Source organism: uncultured Formosa sp. (genome assembly GCF_947500765.1).
Classification (GTDB): domain Bacteria; phylum Bacteroidota; class Bacteroidia; order Flavobacteriales; family Flavobacteriaceae; genus Formosa.
On sequence record NZ_CANMTH010000001.1, the window covers coordinates 141,543 to 158,306 of the forward strand.

Sequence of the window (16,764 nt, forward strand, 5' to 3'; positions counted from 1 at the left end):
TTTGAAATTTAGTATTTCTTGTATTGTTGCTAAAATCATGTTTTATAATATACTAATACTCGTGCTGAATTCGTTTCAGTATCACATTATTTTTAATATTTATAGATTTACAATTAAGACCTTGAAATAAATTTAGGGTGAGGTTGAATTATTATTTAGTAGAATCTTTTTTAAATTACCTCGATATTAAATAGTATCAATTAAAGATTTAGAAATCCGAACTGAAGCAATTTTTGATGCTATAATTCCTAATACCGAAATGGTAAGGAGTACAATTATTACATTATAAAAATTAATTGCTACCGGATAAGGTAAGCTGGGCGTAATCATAACTAAAGAAAAGGTTTGTTGCAACCCTACAATTATAAGACCAATTATTAAGCCAGCTATACCGCCAAAAATAGCCATTAAACTACCTTGATAGAAAAATATACGTCTAATGTCTCTTACAGAAGCACCAAGTTTGTAAAGCGTACTTAAGGTTTTCTTTTTGTCTAAAATCATCATGACTATAGAGCCAATCACATTAAAAAGTGCAATAATTAATACTAAAGTGAATATTAAATACACTGCTAAGTTTTCGGTATTCAGCATTTTATAAAGCGCATCATTTAACTGTATACGATTTTTAATAACCACATTATCGCCTAAAATAGTTTTTAGCTGAGATTTTACAACGGCTTCTTCTATATTCGGATTCATTTTAAACTCGATAGCCGAAACCTGATTCAGTTTATAACTTAAAAGTTCACGAGACATTTCGAAAGGTGTGTATACATAGGTTTCATTTAATGTTTCATTTACATCAAATAACCCAACATTTACACAATGTATGGCGTTAAAAGCATTTTTTGTTGAGGTAATTTGCCCCGTTCCTGGCTTAGGCACATAAATAGTAACCGATTTTCCATAGTCTAAAACGCCAAGCGATAAATGACTAGAAACTCCCCAGCCAGCAACCATTTGGTCGGTGTTTTGTCTTAACCAACTACCTTGTATAATAACAGAATCTATAGCGTTTACCTGATTGTAATTTTCGTCTACACCTTTTATAAAAGCTGGAAAATTTTTACCATCGTAAGCTAGAATAACGCGTTCTTCTATAATCTTAGAATACGATGCAATAGCATCTAAATTGTTTAAGTCTTTAAACTGTTTGTCAGAAAGCATAAACGATTTTCCTGTAGCAGGAACAGCCTTTAAATCGGGGTCTATAATAGTAGAAAACTTTAATGTAAAATCCTTTAATCCAGAAAAACCAGAAAGTACAATAAACAGAGAAGCGGCCCCAAGAATAACACCTACGGCAGCAATTATTGTGATAAAATTAATAGCATTGTTGCTGCTTTTCGAGCGTAAATAACGTTGGGCAATGTACAGCGGAAAATTCAATTTACGACTTTTTGTGATCTCCTAAAAGGTCTGGATTGTTAATCGGGTTATCCTTTCCTTTTAAAGATTGTTCTATTTGGTCTATATATTCTAAAGAGTCATCTACAAAAAACTCTAAATTAGGCATTCTACGTAATTGGTGTTTTGTACGTTGTGCTAACTCGTGTCTAATTAAAGGTGTGTTAGAACGAATACCTACTAATAATTCTTTTGCTTTATCGTTAGGGAAAATACTAAGATATACTTTTGCAATAGATAAGTCTACAGTTACATTTACTTTAGATACCGAAATTAGTATCCCTTTCATTCCACCTTGTGTTGCGGCATTTTGAAGTACGTCTACTAAATCGCGTTGTAAAACTGAGCCTATTTTTTTTTGTCTATTACTTTCCATGGTGCAAAAATAGTTGATATTTAAAGATTATCTTACTTTTTGGTAGTAAAATTTATTCGAGTTTATAAAAGTATAAAATATTTAATACTCAGCCTACTAACAGTCTTGTGGTGAGTTTGTGTGTTTTAATATTATAATTTTAAAAAAAGTAATTGCAAAAACGCTTGTACTATTTTAAAAATAATAGTAATATTGCACTCCAATTTTGAGGTCCTATAGCTCAGTTGGTTAGAGCACCTGACTCATAATCAGGTGGTCCCTGGTTCGAGCCCAGGTGGGACCACTTCAATAATGGCAAGCCTTTCGAGAAATCGAGAGGCTTTTTTGTTTTAGGTATGAATTAGTGAGTAGAAAATTATATTATAATTATTAATGAATTTAAACCAATCATTTTAACATCAATGCAGGGCTATTTCTGTCTTTGTTCGTTTTATAGAGACAATAGCAACTTGAATGACTTAGAAAATAGAATATGAATTTGCAGATTTTAAAATAATCAGGGCAAGAACACACTACTAAATACAAATCTCTATTTTTATTTTCCTTCTTAGCGATTTACTATTTTTATAGTAAATTAAAGTATTTTCGTAAATAATAAATTTAGAAGCTATTGCACCCTTTTTATAAAGTTTATATATTAACAACTTAATTAAAACCTACTTACTAATGAATAACTGGTTTGCCGCATTAGAACCTTTTGAAAAGGTATACTGGATTATCGCTTTAACAGCTTCTGTTATTTTTATTATACTCACGCTTTTAACCTTTATTGGTGGTGAATTTGAAGAAACTGGCGATGTAGATGCAGACATAGAAGCCGATACAGGTATTGGTTTTCAGTTTTTATCTTTTAAAAATTTAATTGGATTTTTTACTATTTTCGGGTGGACGGGAATTTCCTGTATTGGCAATGGATTGTCTAATGGCTTAACCATTTTAATTTCTACCATTTGTGGCTTGATCATGATGACTATTATGGCATCGTTATTTTATTATTTAGGTAAATTAAATAGTAGCGGATCTTTAAAAATTAAAAATGCCTTAAACCAAATTGGAGAAGTGTACCTTACTATTGGAGCAAATCGTTCTAGAATAGGAAAAGTGCATATAAATATTCAAGGTGGTATGCGTGAACTAGATGCCTTAACCGACGATGCTTCAGAACTTCATCAAGGAGATATAATAATAGTGACCGAAATAACAGGCACTGGAATTTTAATTGTTAATAAACACACCAACTAATCATGACTTTTTTACAGCTTCAAGTCGAATCCCTAGCGCCATTGCTCGCTATTGGATTTGCTATTTTATTTGTTTTTATGATTCTTCTTACGTTTGTAAGAAGATATAAACGATGCCCTTCAGACCGCATTTTGGTGGTTTATGGAAAGGTAGGTACCGGAAATTCTGCCCGTTGTATTCACGGTGGAGCCTCGTTTATCTGGCCCGTAATTCAAGATTACGAGTATCTAGATTTAACACCTATTTCTATTGAAGTAAACCTAGTTAATGCGTTAAGTAAGCAGAACATTCGTGTAAATGTACCGTCTCGTTTTACCATTGGTATTTCTACAGAACCTGGTGTTATGCAAAATGCTGCAGAACGTTTATTAGGACAAGGTTTAGAACAAATTCAAGAGTTAGCAAAAGAAATTATTTTCGGACAACTGCGTTTGGTTGTGGCTTCTATGGATATTGAAGAAATAAACAATGATAGAGATAAGTTTTTAACAAATATTTCTAATAGTGTAGAATCGGAATTAAAGAAAGTTGGTTTAAAATTAATCAACGTAAATATTACCGATATTGTCGACGAATCTGGTTATATCGAAGCTTTAGGAAAAGAAGCTGCTGCACACGCTATAAACGCAGCTCGTAAATCTGTAGCCGAAAAAGTTAGAGATGGTTCTATTGGAGAGGCAAATGCGGTTCAGGATCAGCGTACACAAGTAGCAGCAGCAAATGCAAAAGCTGTAGAAGGAGAAAACCTTGCAAAAATTAATGTTGCAAATTCAGATTCGTTACGTCGTCAAAGAGAAGCCGAAGCAGAACGTGTTGCAATTGCTTCAGAAAAAGTACAATCTGCAAAAGCATTAGAAGAATCTTATATCGCAGAACAAGCTGCCGAAGTTACTCGTGCAGAAAGAGAAAGAAGCACACAGTTGGCAGATATTATTGTCCCTGCAGAAATAGATAAAAAGAAAGTAGAGATTGATGCAGAAGCCGAAGCAGAGCGTACAAGACGTCGTGCAAGAGGAGATGCAGATGCTATTTTGTTTAAAGCACAAGCCGAAGCACAAGGTATTTTTGAAATCATGACAAAACAAGCTGAAGGGTTTGATAGAATTGTAAAAGCTGCAGGAAACAGTTCTCAAGATGCTGTTCTTTTATTAATTGCAGACAAACTTCCAGAATTAGTAAAATTACAATCTGAAGCTATTAAAAATATTAAAATCGATAAAGTTACCGTTTGGGAAAATGGTTCCTCTAAAGATGGTAAAACAGCGACTTCAAACTTTATTTCAGGGATGTACGGTTCTGTACCACCACTTCAAGACATGTTTAATATGGCTGGTATGGAATTACCAGAATATTTAAAAGGAAAGAAAGTAGAAGATGGAAACGATGATGCTGTTACCGAATTAAATTAAATGTGATGTAATACTTTTCTAGTTGTTTTTTTACTGAATACAATAACGGATAGATACTATAAATTGGTATTCATCCGTTATTTTTTTATTTCATACTTATTTTATAACTTTAATAGTTGAGGCTGTTATCTAATTTTCAAGAGCGTAGCACATTAATTTATAAAAATGGAATGAGAAATTATATAGTTATTGGCGGATCGTCTGGAATTGGAGAACAATTGGTGAATTTGCTAGAGGCAGAAGGATCGGAAGTAATAGCAACGTATCATACTCATGTTGTTCAAGATCGGGAGCATGTAAAGTACATACACTTTGATGCGACAACAGATGCCCTAAACCTAGATAATTTACCTAGTGAAATTCATGGTTTAGCCTATTGTCCAGGAAGTATTAATTTAAAGCCGTTTCATCGCTTTAAAGAAGACGATTTTGTGAACGATTTTAAGCTTCAGGTTACAGGAGCAATTAAAGTAATACAATACCTTTTACCTAGATTAAAAGCTAGCGGAGATGCCTCTTTGGTATTGTTTTCTACAGTAGCTGTACAACAGGGATTTAGTTTTCATTCGCAGGTTTCTATTTCTAAAGGTGCTATTGAAGGATTAACACGATCTTTAGCTGCCGAGCTTGCGCCAACTATTAGGGTAAATGCCATTGCGCCTTCGCTTACAGATACAAAGTTGGCTGGTCGCTTATTAAGCACGCCAGAGAAAAAAGAAAATCAATCTAAAATGAATCCGTTAAAAAAAGTAGGAGATCCGTTAGATATTGCAAAAACAGCTTTATTCTTATTAACACCTAATTCGTCTTGGATTACAGGGCAAATCCTGCATGTAGACGGTGGTGTTTCATCCATAAAATAGTTAAAATCACCTCCAATTCACTTTAATAAAGCGTTCGTTTTTATCGAATGCTTTTGGAGTGTGTTCTAAAATCTCTAAACGTAAAGCATCTAACAGCACGTCTCTAGAAAAACTATGATGCGTTACTAAGCTAACCTCTCTAATGGGTTTTGGCTCTGTAAAATGGATAACGTGACCGCTATCTTTGTCGTCAATTGCCATTTCTGGAACTAAGGTAAATCCGCCATAATGATCTACCATTTTTTTCAATGCTTCTATAGATCCGCTCTGGAATTGTATGTTCTTTGTGTTTTCATTGTGTCCGCAAATATTCAAGACTTGGTTTCTAAAACAATGTCCTTTTTCTAGCAGCCAAATGTTGTCTAAATGTTCTATTTCAGCAATAGATATTGTTTTCTTTTCTTCATCAAAATAGTGCTGCTGTCCGTAAAAAATAAAGGGCTCGTTATACAGTTTTATTTCTCTAATAAAAGGTTCGTTTAACGGTGTAACTAAAATACCAATATCTATTTCTTTTTTCTGAAGTGCGAGTATAATCTGGTCGCTTTCTAGTTCTTCAATTCTTAAAATGGTATTTGGATATTTTTTAGAGATGTCGCCTGAAATTAACGGAATTAAGTAAGACGAAATGGTTGGTATTACGGCAATACGATATTCTCCCTCTAAATTGTCTAATTCCAGGCTTACCATATTTTTAAGTTCACTTACTTCTCGTAGTATGACCTTAGACTTTGTAATAAACACTTCACCTAAATCTGTTGGTTTTATAGGAAATTTACTTTTATCGAAAATTAAAAATCCAATTTCTTCCTCTAGTTTCTTTACCTGAATGGTTATGGTGGGTTGCGTTACAAAGCATTTTTCTGCAGCTGTAACAAAGTGTCTGTAAGTGTCTAAGGCAATAACATACTGTAGTTGTTGTAAGGTCATTTTTTGTTCAATATTAATTTTAACAATACAAGTATATAAAGTATTAATTTGATTTATAAGTCGTTGTGATTGAATTTTACACCATCATCATAAATAAAATTGATACAAAAATGAAAAAAAATTAGCAACGCTTATTATGCTTTCTTTCGTTTGGATTGGGTTCTCTCAAACTAACGAAACAATAACAACAAACGGTGGAGTGCCTGTTGGAGACAATCAAAACTCGAAAACTGTTGGCGAATATGGTCCAGTATTATTAGAAGATGTTTTTTTAGTAGAAAAATTAGCAGCATTTGACAGAGAACGTATTCCAGAACGTGTGGTGCATCCAAGAGGTGCAGGAGCTTCTGGTTATTTTGAAGCTACAAAAGATATGTCTGAATATACTAGAGCTGTCCTTTTTTCTGAGCCAGGAAAGAAAACAGATTTAGCCGTTCGTTTTTCGCTTGTAATTCATAGTAAAGGCTCTCCGGAAACAGCAAGAGATCCTAGAGGTTTTGCAGTGAAATTTTATACAGAAGAAGGTAATTACGATATTGTAGGAAATAATTTACCAATATTTTTTATTAGAGATGCTATTAAATTCCCCGATATGGTACATTCTTTAAAGCCATCTCCTGTAACAAATAAACAAGATCCAAATCGTTTTTTCGATTTCTTTTCTCACGTTCCAGAAGCAACACATATGATTACAAGGTTGTGGACAGATTTAGGTACGCCAAAAGGATATCAATACATGAATGGAAGTAGTGTGCATGGTTACAAATGGATTAATAAAGCAGGGAAAGTAACTTATGTAAAATATTCTTGGGTGTCTAAACAGGGAGAGAAAAATTTAACTGTCGAAGAAGCAGCAATTCAGCAAGGTAAAGATTGGCAGCATGCAACGATGAGTTTAAGAAAAGATATTGCTGATAAAAACTACCCGCAGTGGGATTTATATGTGCAAATGATTGCTCCTGAAGACATACACTCTTTTGATTTTTGGCCTTTAGATGCAACTAAAGATTGGCCTGCAGATCTGATAGAAAAGATTAAAATTGGTACAATGACATTAAATCAGAATCCGGTAAATTATTTTGAGCAAGTAGAAAGTATTGCATTTTCACCAGGCACATTAATCCCAGGAGTAGAGCCTTCTGAAGATAAATTATTACAAGGACGTTTATTCTCTTATTTTGATACGCAAAGACACCGTTTAGGTCCGAATTTCTTACAATTAGAAATTAATAAACCTTTAGAAGAACCAAATAATTATAATTCTGATGGATGGAATAGTGCTGGTAATAAAAGATTTGAAAATCCAGATGTAAACTATCAGCCTAGTAGTAAAGCTGCATTAAAAGAAGATGCACAATACAAGCAGGCTGAGACAACGCTTACAAACGTTACAATTACACAGAAGAAGATTACCAAAACAAACGACTTTGAACAAGCAGGAGATTTTTACAGATCACTTACTAAAGTTGAACAAGATCATTTAATTAAAAACTTAGTTGGTGATTTGGGGCAGGTTACAGATAAAAATATTCAAAAAACCATGATTGGTTATTTCTATCAATCAGACAGAGATTACGGTATGCGTGTAGCAAAAGCCTTAGGTTACTCTCAGAAAGACTTTATGAATTAATTCACTTAAAAATATATAAAAAGAGGATGTGTAACATGTCCTCTTTTTTAAACCTAATACACTATGAAATATATATTTATACTACTTATCCTTCTTGTTGGAACAACTAGTTACAGTCAGTCGGTTTTTGATGCGTCTAGAAGTGGCGATTTAGAATATCTTAAGGCACTCTATGCTGCAAATCCTACAGTTATCAATTCAGCCGATAGTAAAGGATTTACGCCTTTAATTTTAGCTGCATATAATAATCAAACAGCTATTGTTAGCTATTTATTAGAAAATGGTAGCGATGTAAATGCGAAAGATCTCTCAGGCAATACAGCTTTAATGGGTGTGTGTTTTAAAGGGAATATAGCTATCGCCCAAATGCTTATCGATAATGGTGCTAACGTAAATCAACAAAATTTTAATGAGGCTACAGCTTTAATTTATGCCAGTACGTTTGGCCATACATCTATTGCTGAATATTTACTAAAAAATAAGGCAAACAGAACAATTACAGATAATAGAGGGAATACTGCATTAAAACATGCTGAAATGCAAGGGAATTCTGAAATTATTGCGCTTTTAAAATAATAATTATTAATAAATTGATGAAAAACATGATGTAACAGTGCTGTTTTGATAAAAGGACAAATTAGTCCTTTGAAAATATATGTAGGAATACTCTTTAAGTAAGAAAAATGAATTTATTTTTGAAAAATAATTCTTACAAATAATTTTGAAATCAAAACTATAAAATGAGACAGCCCTTATCTTTATCATCAACTACTTATTCGTTTTTGCTATATATATTTGGTTTAATGATGTGTTCGCATGTATATGGACAAAAAAAGATAGATGTAAATTATGTAGACAATAATGCCTTTGAAATTGATGGTGTTTTAGATGAGGTTATGTGGGAACTAGCAGTACCTACAAGTAATTTTACAGAGTATTTTCCTATAGACACAAAAGAAACCGCTTATCAAACAGAGTTAAGAATGCTTTATAACGAAGAGTATTTATATGTAGCGATTAAAGGATATGCTCCTGGAGAACAATATAAAACACCGTCTTATGAGCGTGATTATAGCATAAGTGGTGCAGATATTATTAATTTAATGTTTGATACCTACAGCGACCGAACCAATGCCTTTCTATTTGGTATAAATCCTTTTGGAGTATTGCGAGAAGGTATTATATATGGAGGAGGAGTAGATGGTGATCTAGATTTAAACTGGAATACAAAATGGATTGGAGAATCTAAAATTTATGATGGTTATTTTATTTCTGAGGTAAGAATTCCGATGTCTGCTTTTAAATTTAAAGAAGGTGTAGATAGGTGGAAGTTCAATACAATGAGATCAGACACACAATCTAACACCAAAAGTTCTTGGTCAAAAGTTCCGCAGAATCTGAATCAATTTAATCAAGGGTTTTTCGGCGATTTAATTTTTGAAAGACCACTAAAGCAAACCAAAAGTCCAATTTCTGTTATTCCTTATGTAACGCCTTCATTTAATAAAGATTATGTGAATAATGAAGAGTCTTTCGACTTTAAGGCTGGTTTTGATGCTAAAATACCTGTGAAAAATAGTTTTATGTTAGACTTGACTCTGAATCCTGATTTCTCTAGTGAAGATGTTGCTGCAAGTCAGAATAATGTTACTCAATTTGAAATTAAACAAGATGAAACACGTCAGTTTTTTATAGATAATGGTGATTTATTTAATGGATTTGGAGACACAAAGAATGCACTTCCTTTTTATTCTAGACGTATTGGTGTAGATACAGATAGTGATGGTAATACTGTTATTGTAGATGTTAATGGTGGAGCAAAATTTACCGGGAAAATAAATAATAAACTAAGAATTGGAGCTTTAGATGTGCAAACCGGAGGAGATAAAGGCGACTATATTCCTGCAAATAATAACTTAATTGTTGCAGCAGAACATAAAATACTTAAAAAATCTAACGTGAGTGCATTTTTTGTAAACAGACAAGCAACTAATTATGAATATGTTTATGAAGGTGTGCCGGATTCTATAAGTAGAAAAACAAGATATAATCGTGTTGTTGGTTCCGATTTTAATTTCTTTTCTGAAGATAATACTATAGATGCTCAAGTGTATGTGCATAAATCTTTTACTCCTGGGGTGACTACTAATGGAATTTCTGCAGGAACAGATTTAAATGTTGAAAAAAGAAAATACTCGCTAGGTTTAACAACTCAGTATGTAGATGAAGGTTTTCAATCAGATCTTGGTTACTCTAAGCGTGTAGATATATTAAGAGCAAATCCTAATGCAAAATTTAGAATATACCCAGAAGGTTCTATAAATACAATTGTGTTTAGTGCAAGTAATAATTCGTATTGGAGAGCTTCAGATAATTTGTCTCCAAGAGAAATTTATAATGCAGCCTATGTAGAGTTTAATTTTAATAGCGGAGCAATGCTTTCTCTTACAGGAAACAATAGTTTTATTCATTTAAGTAAGGCTTTTGATCCTGTAGGAACAGAAGATGATGCTATTTCTTTACCAATAGGAGATTATAATTATAATGATTTAGAATTAGGTTTTCAATCCGATAAAAGAAAAGCTCTCTGGACAGAAGGTTCTGCGATGTATGGGGCTTTTTATAACGGTCATAAATTTACAGCAGATGTAACGTTTCAATATAGATTTCAGCCATACTTTACATTAAAATTACAGGCACAATATGATGATATTCAGCTTCCAGAACCATACGCTTCAGATCAATTATGGTATTTAGGTCCGACATTTAATTTTACCTTTAGTAAAAAGTTATTTTTTAACACAGATATACAATATAGCTCTCAGGCAGAAAGCTACTTGTTAGTGTCTAGATTGCAATGGAGATATGCGCCGTTATCAGATATATTTTTAACATATAATGATGTGAAAACAACATCTCCTTACGAGCCTATACAGAAAGGTCTTTTCTTAAAAATAAATTATTGGTTCGATATTAATAGATAAAAGGATAAAAAACATAAACAATAGAGTAAAAAAAACAGAGCGACATTAGCTCTGTTTTTTTATTTATACAGTTGCTTCTATATTGAATTACATTAATAGAATATTAATCAGGTGTATTTTAATGTTAATAAAAGCTAAAGTTTGTCTACATCTCTACAAGTGTTCATTTAAGTTCATATAGTGTCATTCTATTCATTCTGTTTTAATATATGTTAAAGTTTAAAATTTATTTTTTTTGCTTTTTAAGTACGTAATTCAGGACAAATTTTAGAAGTAAAATTGAGCGGAACCCAAGCAGTATCTACATATAACATATCTAGTCTATAAAGTTTGCTAATTGTAGACATCCAATTATAAATAGATACTTTAAAAATTTATTTTAACATAAAAAGGTCTTTCTGTACTGCATTTTACAATAGTGATTTAACAATTTGAGTGTTTTAATTTAAATAAAACATTAAATTTTCGTTGTTTTATTGATAAAATCATCTTTTTTATTAAAAAAACAGAAATTTAGTCTATAACGGAGTAATGATTTACTTAATTTAATGTGTAGCAATTGTTACATTATTAATTCAAATACAAAAGTAAATCGAAAGTTTATGCAAGAATATGGAGAATTGGCTTTAGCTCTAGTCGCAAAAAACAATCTAGATATTGACTCGGCAGCACTAAATCAGGTAGCCGAATCAAGTGCGAGTAAAATGTTCCCAGAAGAAAAATCGGATGCTGTAATTTGGAAAAAATTAAAGGAAGGAGACAAATTAGCTTTAGGAGAACTTTACGATAGATATGTAAATATTTTATTCTCTTATGGTATGTATCACTCAAAAGATAGAGGGTATGTAATGGACTGTATTCATGATTTATTTGTAGACTTATATAAGTATAGATCTAATCTTTCTAAAACAGATAATGTAAAATATTATTTATTCAAATCGTTAAAACGAAAAATTAATAAAAAATATAATAAAAAGAACGCTTCAGTTTCATTAGACGATTTCGATTATGAAATAGAGACTTTGAATAAAAGACATTCAGATTCTTGTGAAAAGAAGATCATAGCAGAAGAACATATTTCTGAACGAAATATGAAATTAAGAAATGCAATGAAAACTTTAAGTGACAAGCAAAGAAATGTATTATCTCTTCGATTTGAAGAAGAAAAAACTTACGAAGAGATTTCTGAAATCATAGGTGTATCCGTACAATCTGCAAGAACTTCAATTTATCGTGCAATTAAAGTATTAAGAAAATTAAACTTCTTTTTTCTGTTTTAAAAGTTGCAATCAATTCTTAATTAAACAAAAAACAAAATTTAAACGTCTATATAAAGCAAAAAAGTTGCTATTAACTATAGGGAGTTTTAATAATAAAAATACAGCATACAATACATTATGAAAGATAATGGATCTAATAAAGTTAAAATTTTACCAATTACTAAATTGGAGAAGGTTGCTTTAAAAAATAAAATTTTTAATTCTGTTAATAAAGTTGAGCGTAAAAAAAGGAGTAAAGGTTTAGCTATGGCTGTAACGTTTTCAATGCTGTTTTTAGTCGGATTAAGTTTTTATTTTTTTAATGAACCAACAACCTCTATTACAGATGTTGTAAATACTAATGAAGCGACAGATTTTAGTAAGTCGGATGAGGTTGTTTTAATTTTAGGAGATGGAGAAAATTTAAAAATAAATGAAAAGGATAGTAATATTAACTATTCTAATTCTGGAAAAACCTTAACTATTGGAGAAGATAGAGAAATAGAGCAGGAAGCATCTAGAAATAGTAAAACGTCTTATAATACGCTTATTATTCCTTACGGGAAACGTTCTAAAATTAACCTTTCAGATGGTACTATGGTGTGGTTAAATTCTGGTTCTAAATTGGTTTACCCTGTTGCTTTTAATGGCGATAGAAGAGAAATATATTTAGAAGGAGAAGCTATTTTTGATGTGGCTCACGATAAGAGTCATCCTTTTATTGTAAAGTCTAAAGATCAGGAAGTACAGGTGTTAGGAACTGTTTTTGGAGTTACTAGTTATTCTGAAGAAGACGCTATTAATACTGTTCTAAAAAGTGGAAGTGTAATGATTAGTTATCACAACGATCCTAAAACGCACAAATACGCAGATAAAATTAAAATTACGCCAGGTACAAAAGCGACTTATAATAAAACCACTCAAGGTATTATTTCAGAAAAAGTAAATGTCAATAATTATTTCTCATGGAGAGATGGTGTGTTAGTATTTCAAAATAACGACTTGCGTTATGTTACTAATAGAATAGCCAGATATTATAATGTTAAGATCGAGATTGAAAATGAAGATTTAGCAAAAGAAAGTTTCTCTGGGTATTTAGATTTAAATGAAGATATAGATAAAGTAATTCAGAATATACAAGCCAGTACAAATATGAATTACACAATAAAAGAGAATAGAATAATAATTAATTAATCCAAAATACTTTATGAAGTAAAAAAAATTACTTGAATTAGTCAAAATGCCAGAAGATGCGCCAACATCCTCTGGCTTAATTTAATCACATTGCTGTAGTGAACAGCAACATTTAATAATCAAACGCAAAATATGAAAAAAAACTCAAACATAGGAATGCTAACGCTTATGAGAATATTTCTATTATTTATTAGTCTAGGACTTACAGCAGGTTATGGAAACACGTTGAAGGGACAAACAAAAATTAATATTGATGTCAAAGAGATATCTGTAGAAGATTTTTTTAAAGAAATTCAGAATTCAAGTGACTTCATCTTTTTTTACAAGGATGATGTTTTGAGTTCAAATAAAAAAGTATCTCTAAAATTTACAGATGCAAATATTAATAAAGTTTTAGATGCTGCTTTTTCTAAAACAAATATAAGTTATAAGGTTGAAGGTAAGCAAGTTGTAGTAAAGAGCGCGGAACGTAAAATAAGTACACCAACTAAAAAAGTTGCTGTGCAAGAAAGAGAGGTTTCCGGTGTTGTTACAGGTCCAGATGGACTGCCTTTACCAGGAGTTAATATTCATTTAAAAGGTACATCTAAAGGTACTCAAACTAATTTTGATGGGGAGTATACTTTAAAAGTTACAGACAATTCTGTTTTATTATTTTCATTTATGGGAATGGTATCACAGACTATTAAAGTTAGTGAAAAGACTACTATTAACATTGTAATGGAAGAAGATGCTGCATCTTTAGAAGAAGTAGTTTTAGTAGGTTACGGATCTCAAAAGAAAGAAGCCATTACAGGTGCTGTTGCTGTAGTTAAAGGAGCAGAATTAGAACAAGCGCCAACATCTTCATTCGAACAATCTCTTCGTGGTAGTGTGGCTGGTATTCAAGCCTCTGCACTAGATGGTGCTCCTGGTGCTAATACAGAAGTTAGAGTAAGAGGTATTGGTTCTATTAACGCTTCTAGTGAACCTTTGTATGTTATTGATGGTATTCCTGTTTCTGCTGGTAGCCAGTCTTTAAACGATAATGATGGAGCAAGTTCTAACGTTATGTCGTCTATCAATCCAAACGATATTGAAAGTATAAGTATCTTAAAAGATGCAGCATCTACAGCAATTTATGGATCTAGAGGAGCAAATGGTGTTATTTTAATTAACACAAAACAAGGTAAATCTGGTAAGGCAACCATACAATTAAAAACACTAACTGGTTTTAATTCTCAGGCTTCTAAAAATATATTAAAGCCGTTAAATGCTGCTCAGTATAAAGAATTGTATATAGAAGGTTACGTAAACTTAGGACTTACAACACAAGAAGCGCAAACCCAAATGGATAATTTGTACACACAACAAATAGACCCATCTACAGGAGAAGCAACAGATACCGATTGGTTAGATGCTATTACGCGTACAGGTATAACACAAAGTTACGACTTGAGTGTAAGAGGAGGTACAGATAAAGTAAAATACTTTATGTCTGCAGGTTACATGGATCAAGAAAGTTATGTTATAGGCTACGGTTTTAATAGATTTAGTACACGTGCTAATTTGGAGTATAAAGCCAGTGAATTTATAACCATTTCAAATAATATTTCTATTTCAGATATAACGTCTAGTACAGCACCAGACGCAGGTTCTTGGAATAACCCTTTTAAATCGACATTAGAATTATCTCCATTAATTCCTATTTACGATGAAGAAGGCCAATACAATGCAGATCATGTGGCTTATTTTCCAATTGGTAGTAATCCAGTAGGTAGTTTAAGCGGAGAAGATTTATGGGAAACAAAGACCAATAGAATTATTGATAACTTAGCTATAACTGCTAATATTCTAGATAATTTAGTGTTTAGATCACAATGGAATTTTGATATTCTTAGTATAAATGAATCTACATATTATAACCGTCGTTATGGTTCTGGTTACGAAACAAATGGATATGCTTACGAAGGAAATGTTAACCAGAAAACATGGGTAGGAACACAAACTTTAGACTATAATTTTTCATTAGGAGAAAGTCATGATTTTAATGTGTTAGCCGGTTATGAAGCGCAACAAACCGTTAACGAATCATTTTCTGCTTCTGGAACAGATTTTCCAAACGATATTGTTAAAACATTAAGTACTGCAGCTTCAGAATTTGCAATTGCAGGTACAAAAAGTGAATATACTTTTAGTTCTATGTTTTTAAGAGCTAATTACGATTTTGATAATAAATACTTCTTATCTGCGAGTGTAAGAAATGATGGATCTTCAAGATTTGGTTCAGATAATCGATATGGAACTTTTTATTCTGTTGGAGCAAGTTGGAATATTGCAAAAGAAAACTTCTTAGACAATGCAACTTTTATCGATTTACTAAAACTAAGAAGTTCTTATGGTTTAACAGGTAATGCAGCTATTGGTAACTTTGCCTCTTTAGGATTATATGGTTACGGAGACGATTACGATGGATCTCCAGGAGGTACACCTTCTCAATTAGAAAATGCTGATTTGACTTGGGAAACACAAGAAAATTTCAATATTGGTTTAGACTTCGCTTTATTTAGAAAAGTTAGTGGTACTGTTGAATATTTTAAAAGAAAATCTTCAGATCTTATTTTAGACGTGCCAATTTCTCCTACTACAGGATTTACAGAGCTTACTCAAAATTACGGATCAATGAGTAATACAGGTTTAGAATTAACTTTAAACGTAAATATTATCGATAAAAAAGATTTAAGATGGAGTGTTGGTTTTAATGCCACCTTCTTGAAAAATGAAATTACACAACTTGATGATAATTATACTGATGGTGCGTTTAGAAGACAAGTTGGAGAAGATTTTCAATCTTATTATATGTATGGTTGGGCAGGTGTAAATCAGGCAACAGGAGATGTGCAATATTATACAGATGCAACAGAAACGACAATAACTAATGATATTGGAGATGCAGAGCGTTATTTGGTTGGTAAGTCGGCAACACCAGATTTTTATGGAGGTTTTAATACGTCTGTATCTTATAAAGGATTTAGTTTAAATGCTAACTTTATGTATTCTTCAGGTAATTACTTACACGATAGTAGAGCAAAAGGATCTTTAGGAGATGGTCGTTTAACACCTAGAAGTACAGCGACGTATTTGTATGAAAACAGATGGGTTGAAGGAAAAACAAATGCTTTGTTTCCTAAATTTCAATGGGGAGGACAATCTGGAAGCAATCAAGGAAATGTTACAAGGTGGCTTTACGATGGTAGTTACATTCGTTTAAAAGACTTAACAGTAGCCTATAGTTTTCCAGAAAGAATAACTTCTATTTTGAAACTTAACTCTGCAAGAGTATATGCAAGAGGAACAAATATCTTAACATTTACAAAAGATAAAGATTTGTATATAGATCCTGAACAATCTATAAATGGTAGTTATAATGGACTTACTCCTGCAATGAAAACCATTTCTTTAGGACTAGATATTCAACTGTAAATTAA

Annotated in this window: 12 protein-coding genes and 1 tRNA gene; 10 read left to right on the plus strand and 3 right to left on the minus strand. The window is 32.0% G+C overall.

Annotated features, from left to right (window positions below; all coding sequences use genetic code 11):
• Positions 1 to 186 precede the first annotated feature (186 nt).
• Together Q1B05_RS00610 and rbfA are read right to left on the minus strand one after the other, a co-directional pair.
• Complete coding sequence (locus Q1B05_RS00610) at positions 187 to 1,392, minus strand: FtsX-like permease family protein (protein ID WP_299776550.1); 1,206 nt, start codon at positions 1,390 to 1,392, stop codon at positions 187 to 189.
• A 1-nt stretch (position 1,393) separates the two neighbouring features.
• Positions 1,394 to 1,786 carry a 30S ribosome-binding factor RbfA gene (rbfA, locus tag Q1B05_RS00615; RefSeq protein WP_159022092.1) on the minus strand — a complete coding sequence of 131 codons (393 nt, stop codon included), beginning with the start codon at positions 1,784 to 1,786 and terminating at the stop codon, positions 1,394 to 1,396.
• A 209-nt stretch (positions 1,787 to 1,995) separates the two neighbouring features.
• On the opposite strand from rbfA, the gene Q1B05_RS00620 reads away from it, so the two are divergent.
• The 4 genes from Q1B05_RS00620 to Q1B05_RS00635 all read left to right on the plus strand — a co-directional run bounded on the left by Q1B05_RS00620 (position 1,996) and on the right by Q1B05_RS00635 (position 5,300).
• Positions 1,996 to 2,069 (plus strand) — tRNA-Ile (locus tag Q1B05_RS00620).
• 383 nt (positions 2,070 to 2,452) lie between these two features.
• The gene (locus tag Q1B05_RS00625) at positions 2,453 to 3,028 is read left to right on the plus strand and encodes a hypothetical protein (protein ID WP_299776551.1); all 576 of its coding nucleotides are present in this window, start codon (positions 2,453 to 2,455) and stop codon (positions 3,026 to 3,028) included.
• A gap of 2 nt (positions 3,029 to 3,030) precedes the next feature.
• Positions 3,031 to 4,437, plus strand: coding sequence for a flotillin family protein (locus Q1B05_RS00630; RefSeq protein ID WP_299776552.1), 1,407 nt, complete (start codon positions 3,031 to 3,033; stop codon positions 4,435 to 4,437).
• A gap of 170 nt (positions 4,438 to 4,607) precedes the next feature.
• A complete protein-coding gene (locus Q1B05_RS00635) occupies positions 4,608 to 5,300 on the plus strand; it encodes an SDR family oxidoreductase (protein ID WP_299776553.1) in 693 nt (230 codons plus the stop codon).
• 6 nt (positions 5,301 to 5,306) lie between these two features.
• Here the strand turns inward: Q1B05_RS00635 and Q1B05_RS00640 are convergent, their stop codons facing one another.
• Entirely contained in the window at positions 5,307 to 6,230 is a 924-nt protein-coding gene (locus Q1B05_RS00640) for a hydrogen peroxide-inducible genes activator (protein WP_299776554.1), read from the minus strand.
• 136 nt (positions 6,231 to 6,366) lie between these two features.
• Here Q1B05_RS00640 and Q1B05_RS00645 point away from each other — a divergent pair, with 136 nt between their 5' ends.
• From Q1B05_RS00645 to Q1B05_RS00670, 6 genes are all read left to right on the plus strand, one after another.
• A complete protein-coding gene (locus Q1B05_RS00645; RefSeq protein ID WP_299776555.1) occupies positions 6,367 to 7,860 on the plus strand; it encodes a catalase in 1,494 nt (497 codons plus the stop codon).
• 63 nt (positions 7,861 to 7,923) lie between these two features.
• Positions 7,924 to 8,436 carry an ankyrin repeat domain-containing protein gene (locus tag Q1B05_RS00650; protein WP_299776556.1) on the plus strand — a complete coding sequence of 171 codons (513 nt, stop codon included), beginning with the start codon at positions 7,924 to 7,926 and terminating at the stop codon, positions 8,434 to 8,436.
• Between the two features lie 164 nt (positions 8,437 to 8,600).
• Positions 8,601 to 10,844 (plus strand): DUF5916 domain-containing protein, encoded by a 2,244-nt coding sequence (locus Q1B05_RS00655; protein ID WP_299776557.1) that lies wholly within the window; start codon positions 8,601 to 8,603, stop codon positions 10,842 to 10,844.
• Between the two features lie 602 nt (positions 10,845 to 11,446).
• On the plus strand, positions 11,447 to 12,124 hold the full coding sequence (locus tag Q1B05_RS00660; RefSeq protein ID WP_299776558.1) for a sigma-70 family RNA polymerase sigma factor: 678 nt from the start codon (positions 11,447 to 11,449) through the stop codon (positions 12,122 to 12,124).
• Between the two features lie 117 nt (positions 12,125 to 12,241).
• Entirely contained in the window at positions 12,242 to 13,297 is a 1,056-nt protein-coding gene (locus Q1B05_RS00665) for a FecR domain-containing protein (RefSeq protein ID WP_299776559.1), read from the plus strand.
• Positions 13,298 to 13,429: 132 nt separating this feature from the next.
• A complete protein-coding gene (locus Q1B05_RS00670; protein ID WP_299776560.1) occupies positions 13,430 to 16,759 on the plus strand; it encodes a TonB-dependent receptor in 3,330 nt (1,109 codons plus the stop codon).
• The last annotated feature ends 5 nt before the right edge of the window (positions 16,760 to 16,764 follow it).

What these genes read in the sequence shown, in the direction of transcription:
- rbfA (WP_159022092.1), bottom strand. Translation starts at nt 1,786, where the DNA reads ATGGAAAGTAATAGACAAAAAAAAATAGGCTCAGTTTTACAACGCGAT.
- Q1B05_RS00625 (WP_299776551.1), top strand. Translation starts at nt 2,453, where the DNA reads ATGAATAACTGGTTTGCCGCATTAGAACCTTTTGAAAAGGTATACTGG.
- Q1B05_RS00630 (WP_299776552.1), top strand. Translation starts at nt 3,031, where the DNA reads ATGACTTTTTTACAGCTTCAAGTCGAATCCCTAGCGCCATTGCTCGCT.
- Q1B05_RS00635 (WP_299776553.1), top strand. Translation starts at nt 4,608, where the DNA reads ATGAGAAATTATATAGTTATTGGCGGATCGTCTGGAATTGGAGAACAA.
- Q1B05_RS00640 (WP_299776554.1), bottom strand. Translation starts at nt 6,230, where the DNA reads ATGACCTTACAACAACTACAGTATGTTATTGCCTTAGACACTTACAGA.
- Q1B05_RS00645 (WP_299776555.1), top strand. Translation starts at nt 6,367, where the DNA reads ATGCTTTCTTTCGTTTGGATTGGGTTCTCTCAAACTAACGAAACAATA.
- Q1B05_RS00650 (WP_299776556.1), top strand. Translation starts at nt 7,924, where the DNA reads ATGAAATATATATTTATACTACTTATCCTTCTTGTTGGAACAACTAGT.
- Q1B05_RS00655 (WP_299776557.1), top strand. Translation starts at nt 8,601, where the DNA reads ATGAGACAGCCCTTATCTTTATCATCAACTACTTATTCGTTTTTGCTA.
- Q1B05_RS00660 (WP_299776558.1), top strand. Translation starts at nt 11,447, where the DNA reads ATGCAAGAATATGGAGAATTGGCTTTAGCTCTAGTCGCAAAAAACAAT.
- Q1B05_RS00665 (WP_299776559.1), top strand. Translation starts at nt 12,242, where the DNA reads ATGAAAGATAATGGATCTAATAAAGTTAAAATTTTACCAATTACTAAA.
- Q1B05_RS00670 (WP_299776560.1), top strand. Translation starts at nt 13,430, where the DNA reads ATGAAAAAAAACTCAAACATAGGAATGCTAACGCTTATGAGAATATTT.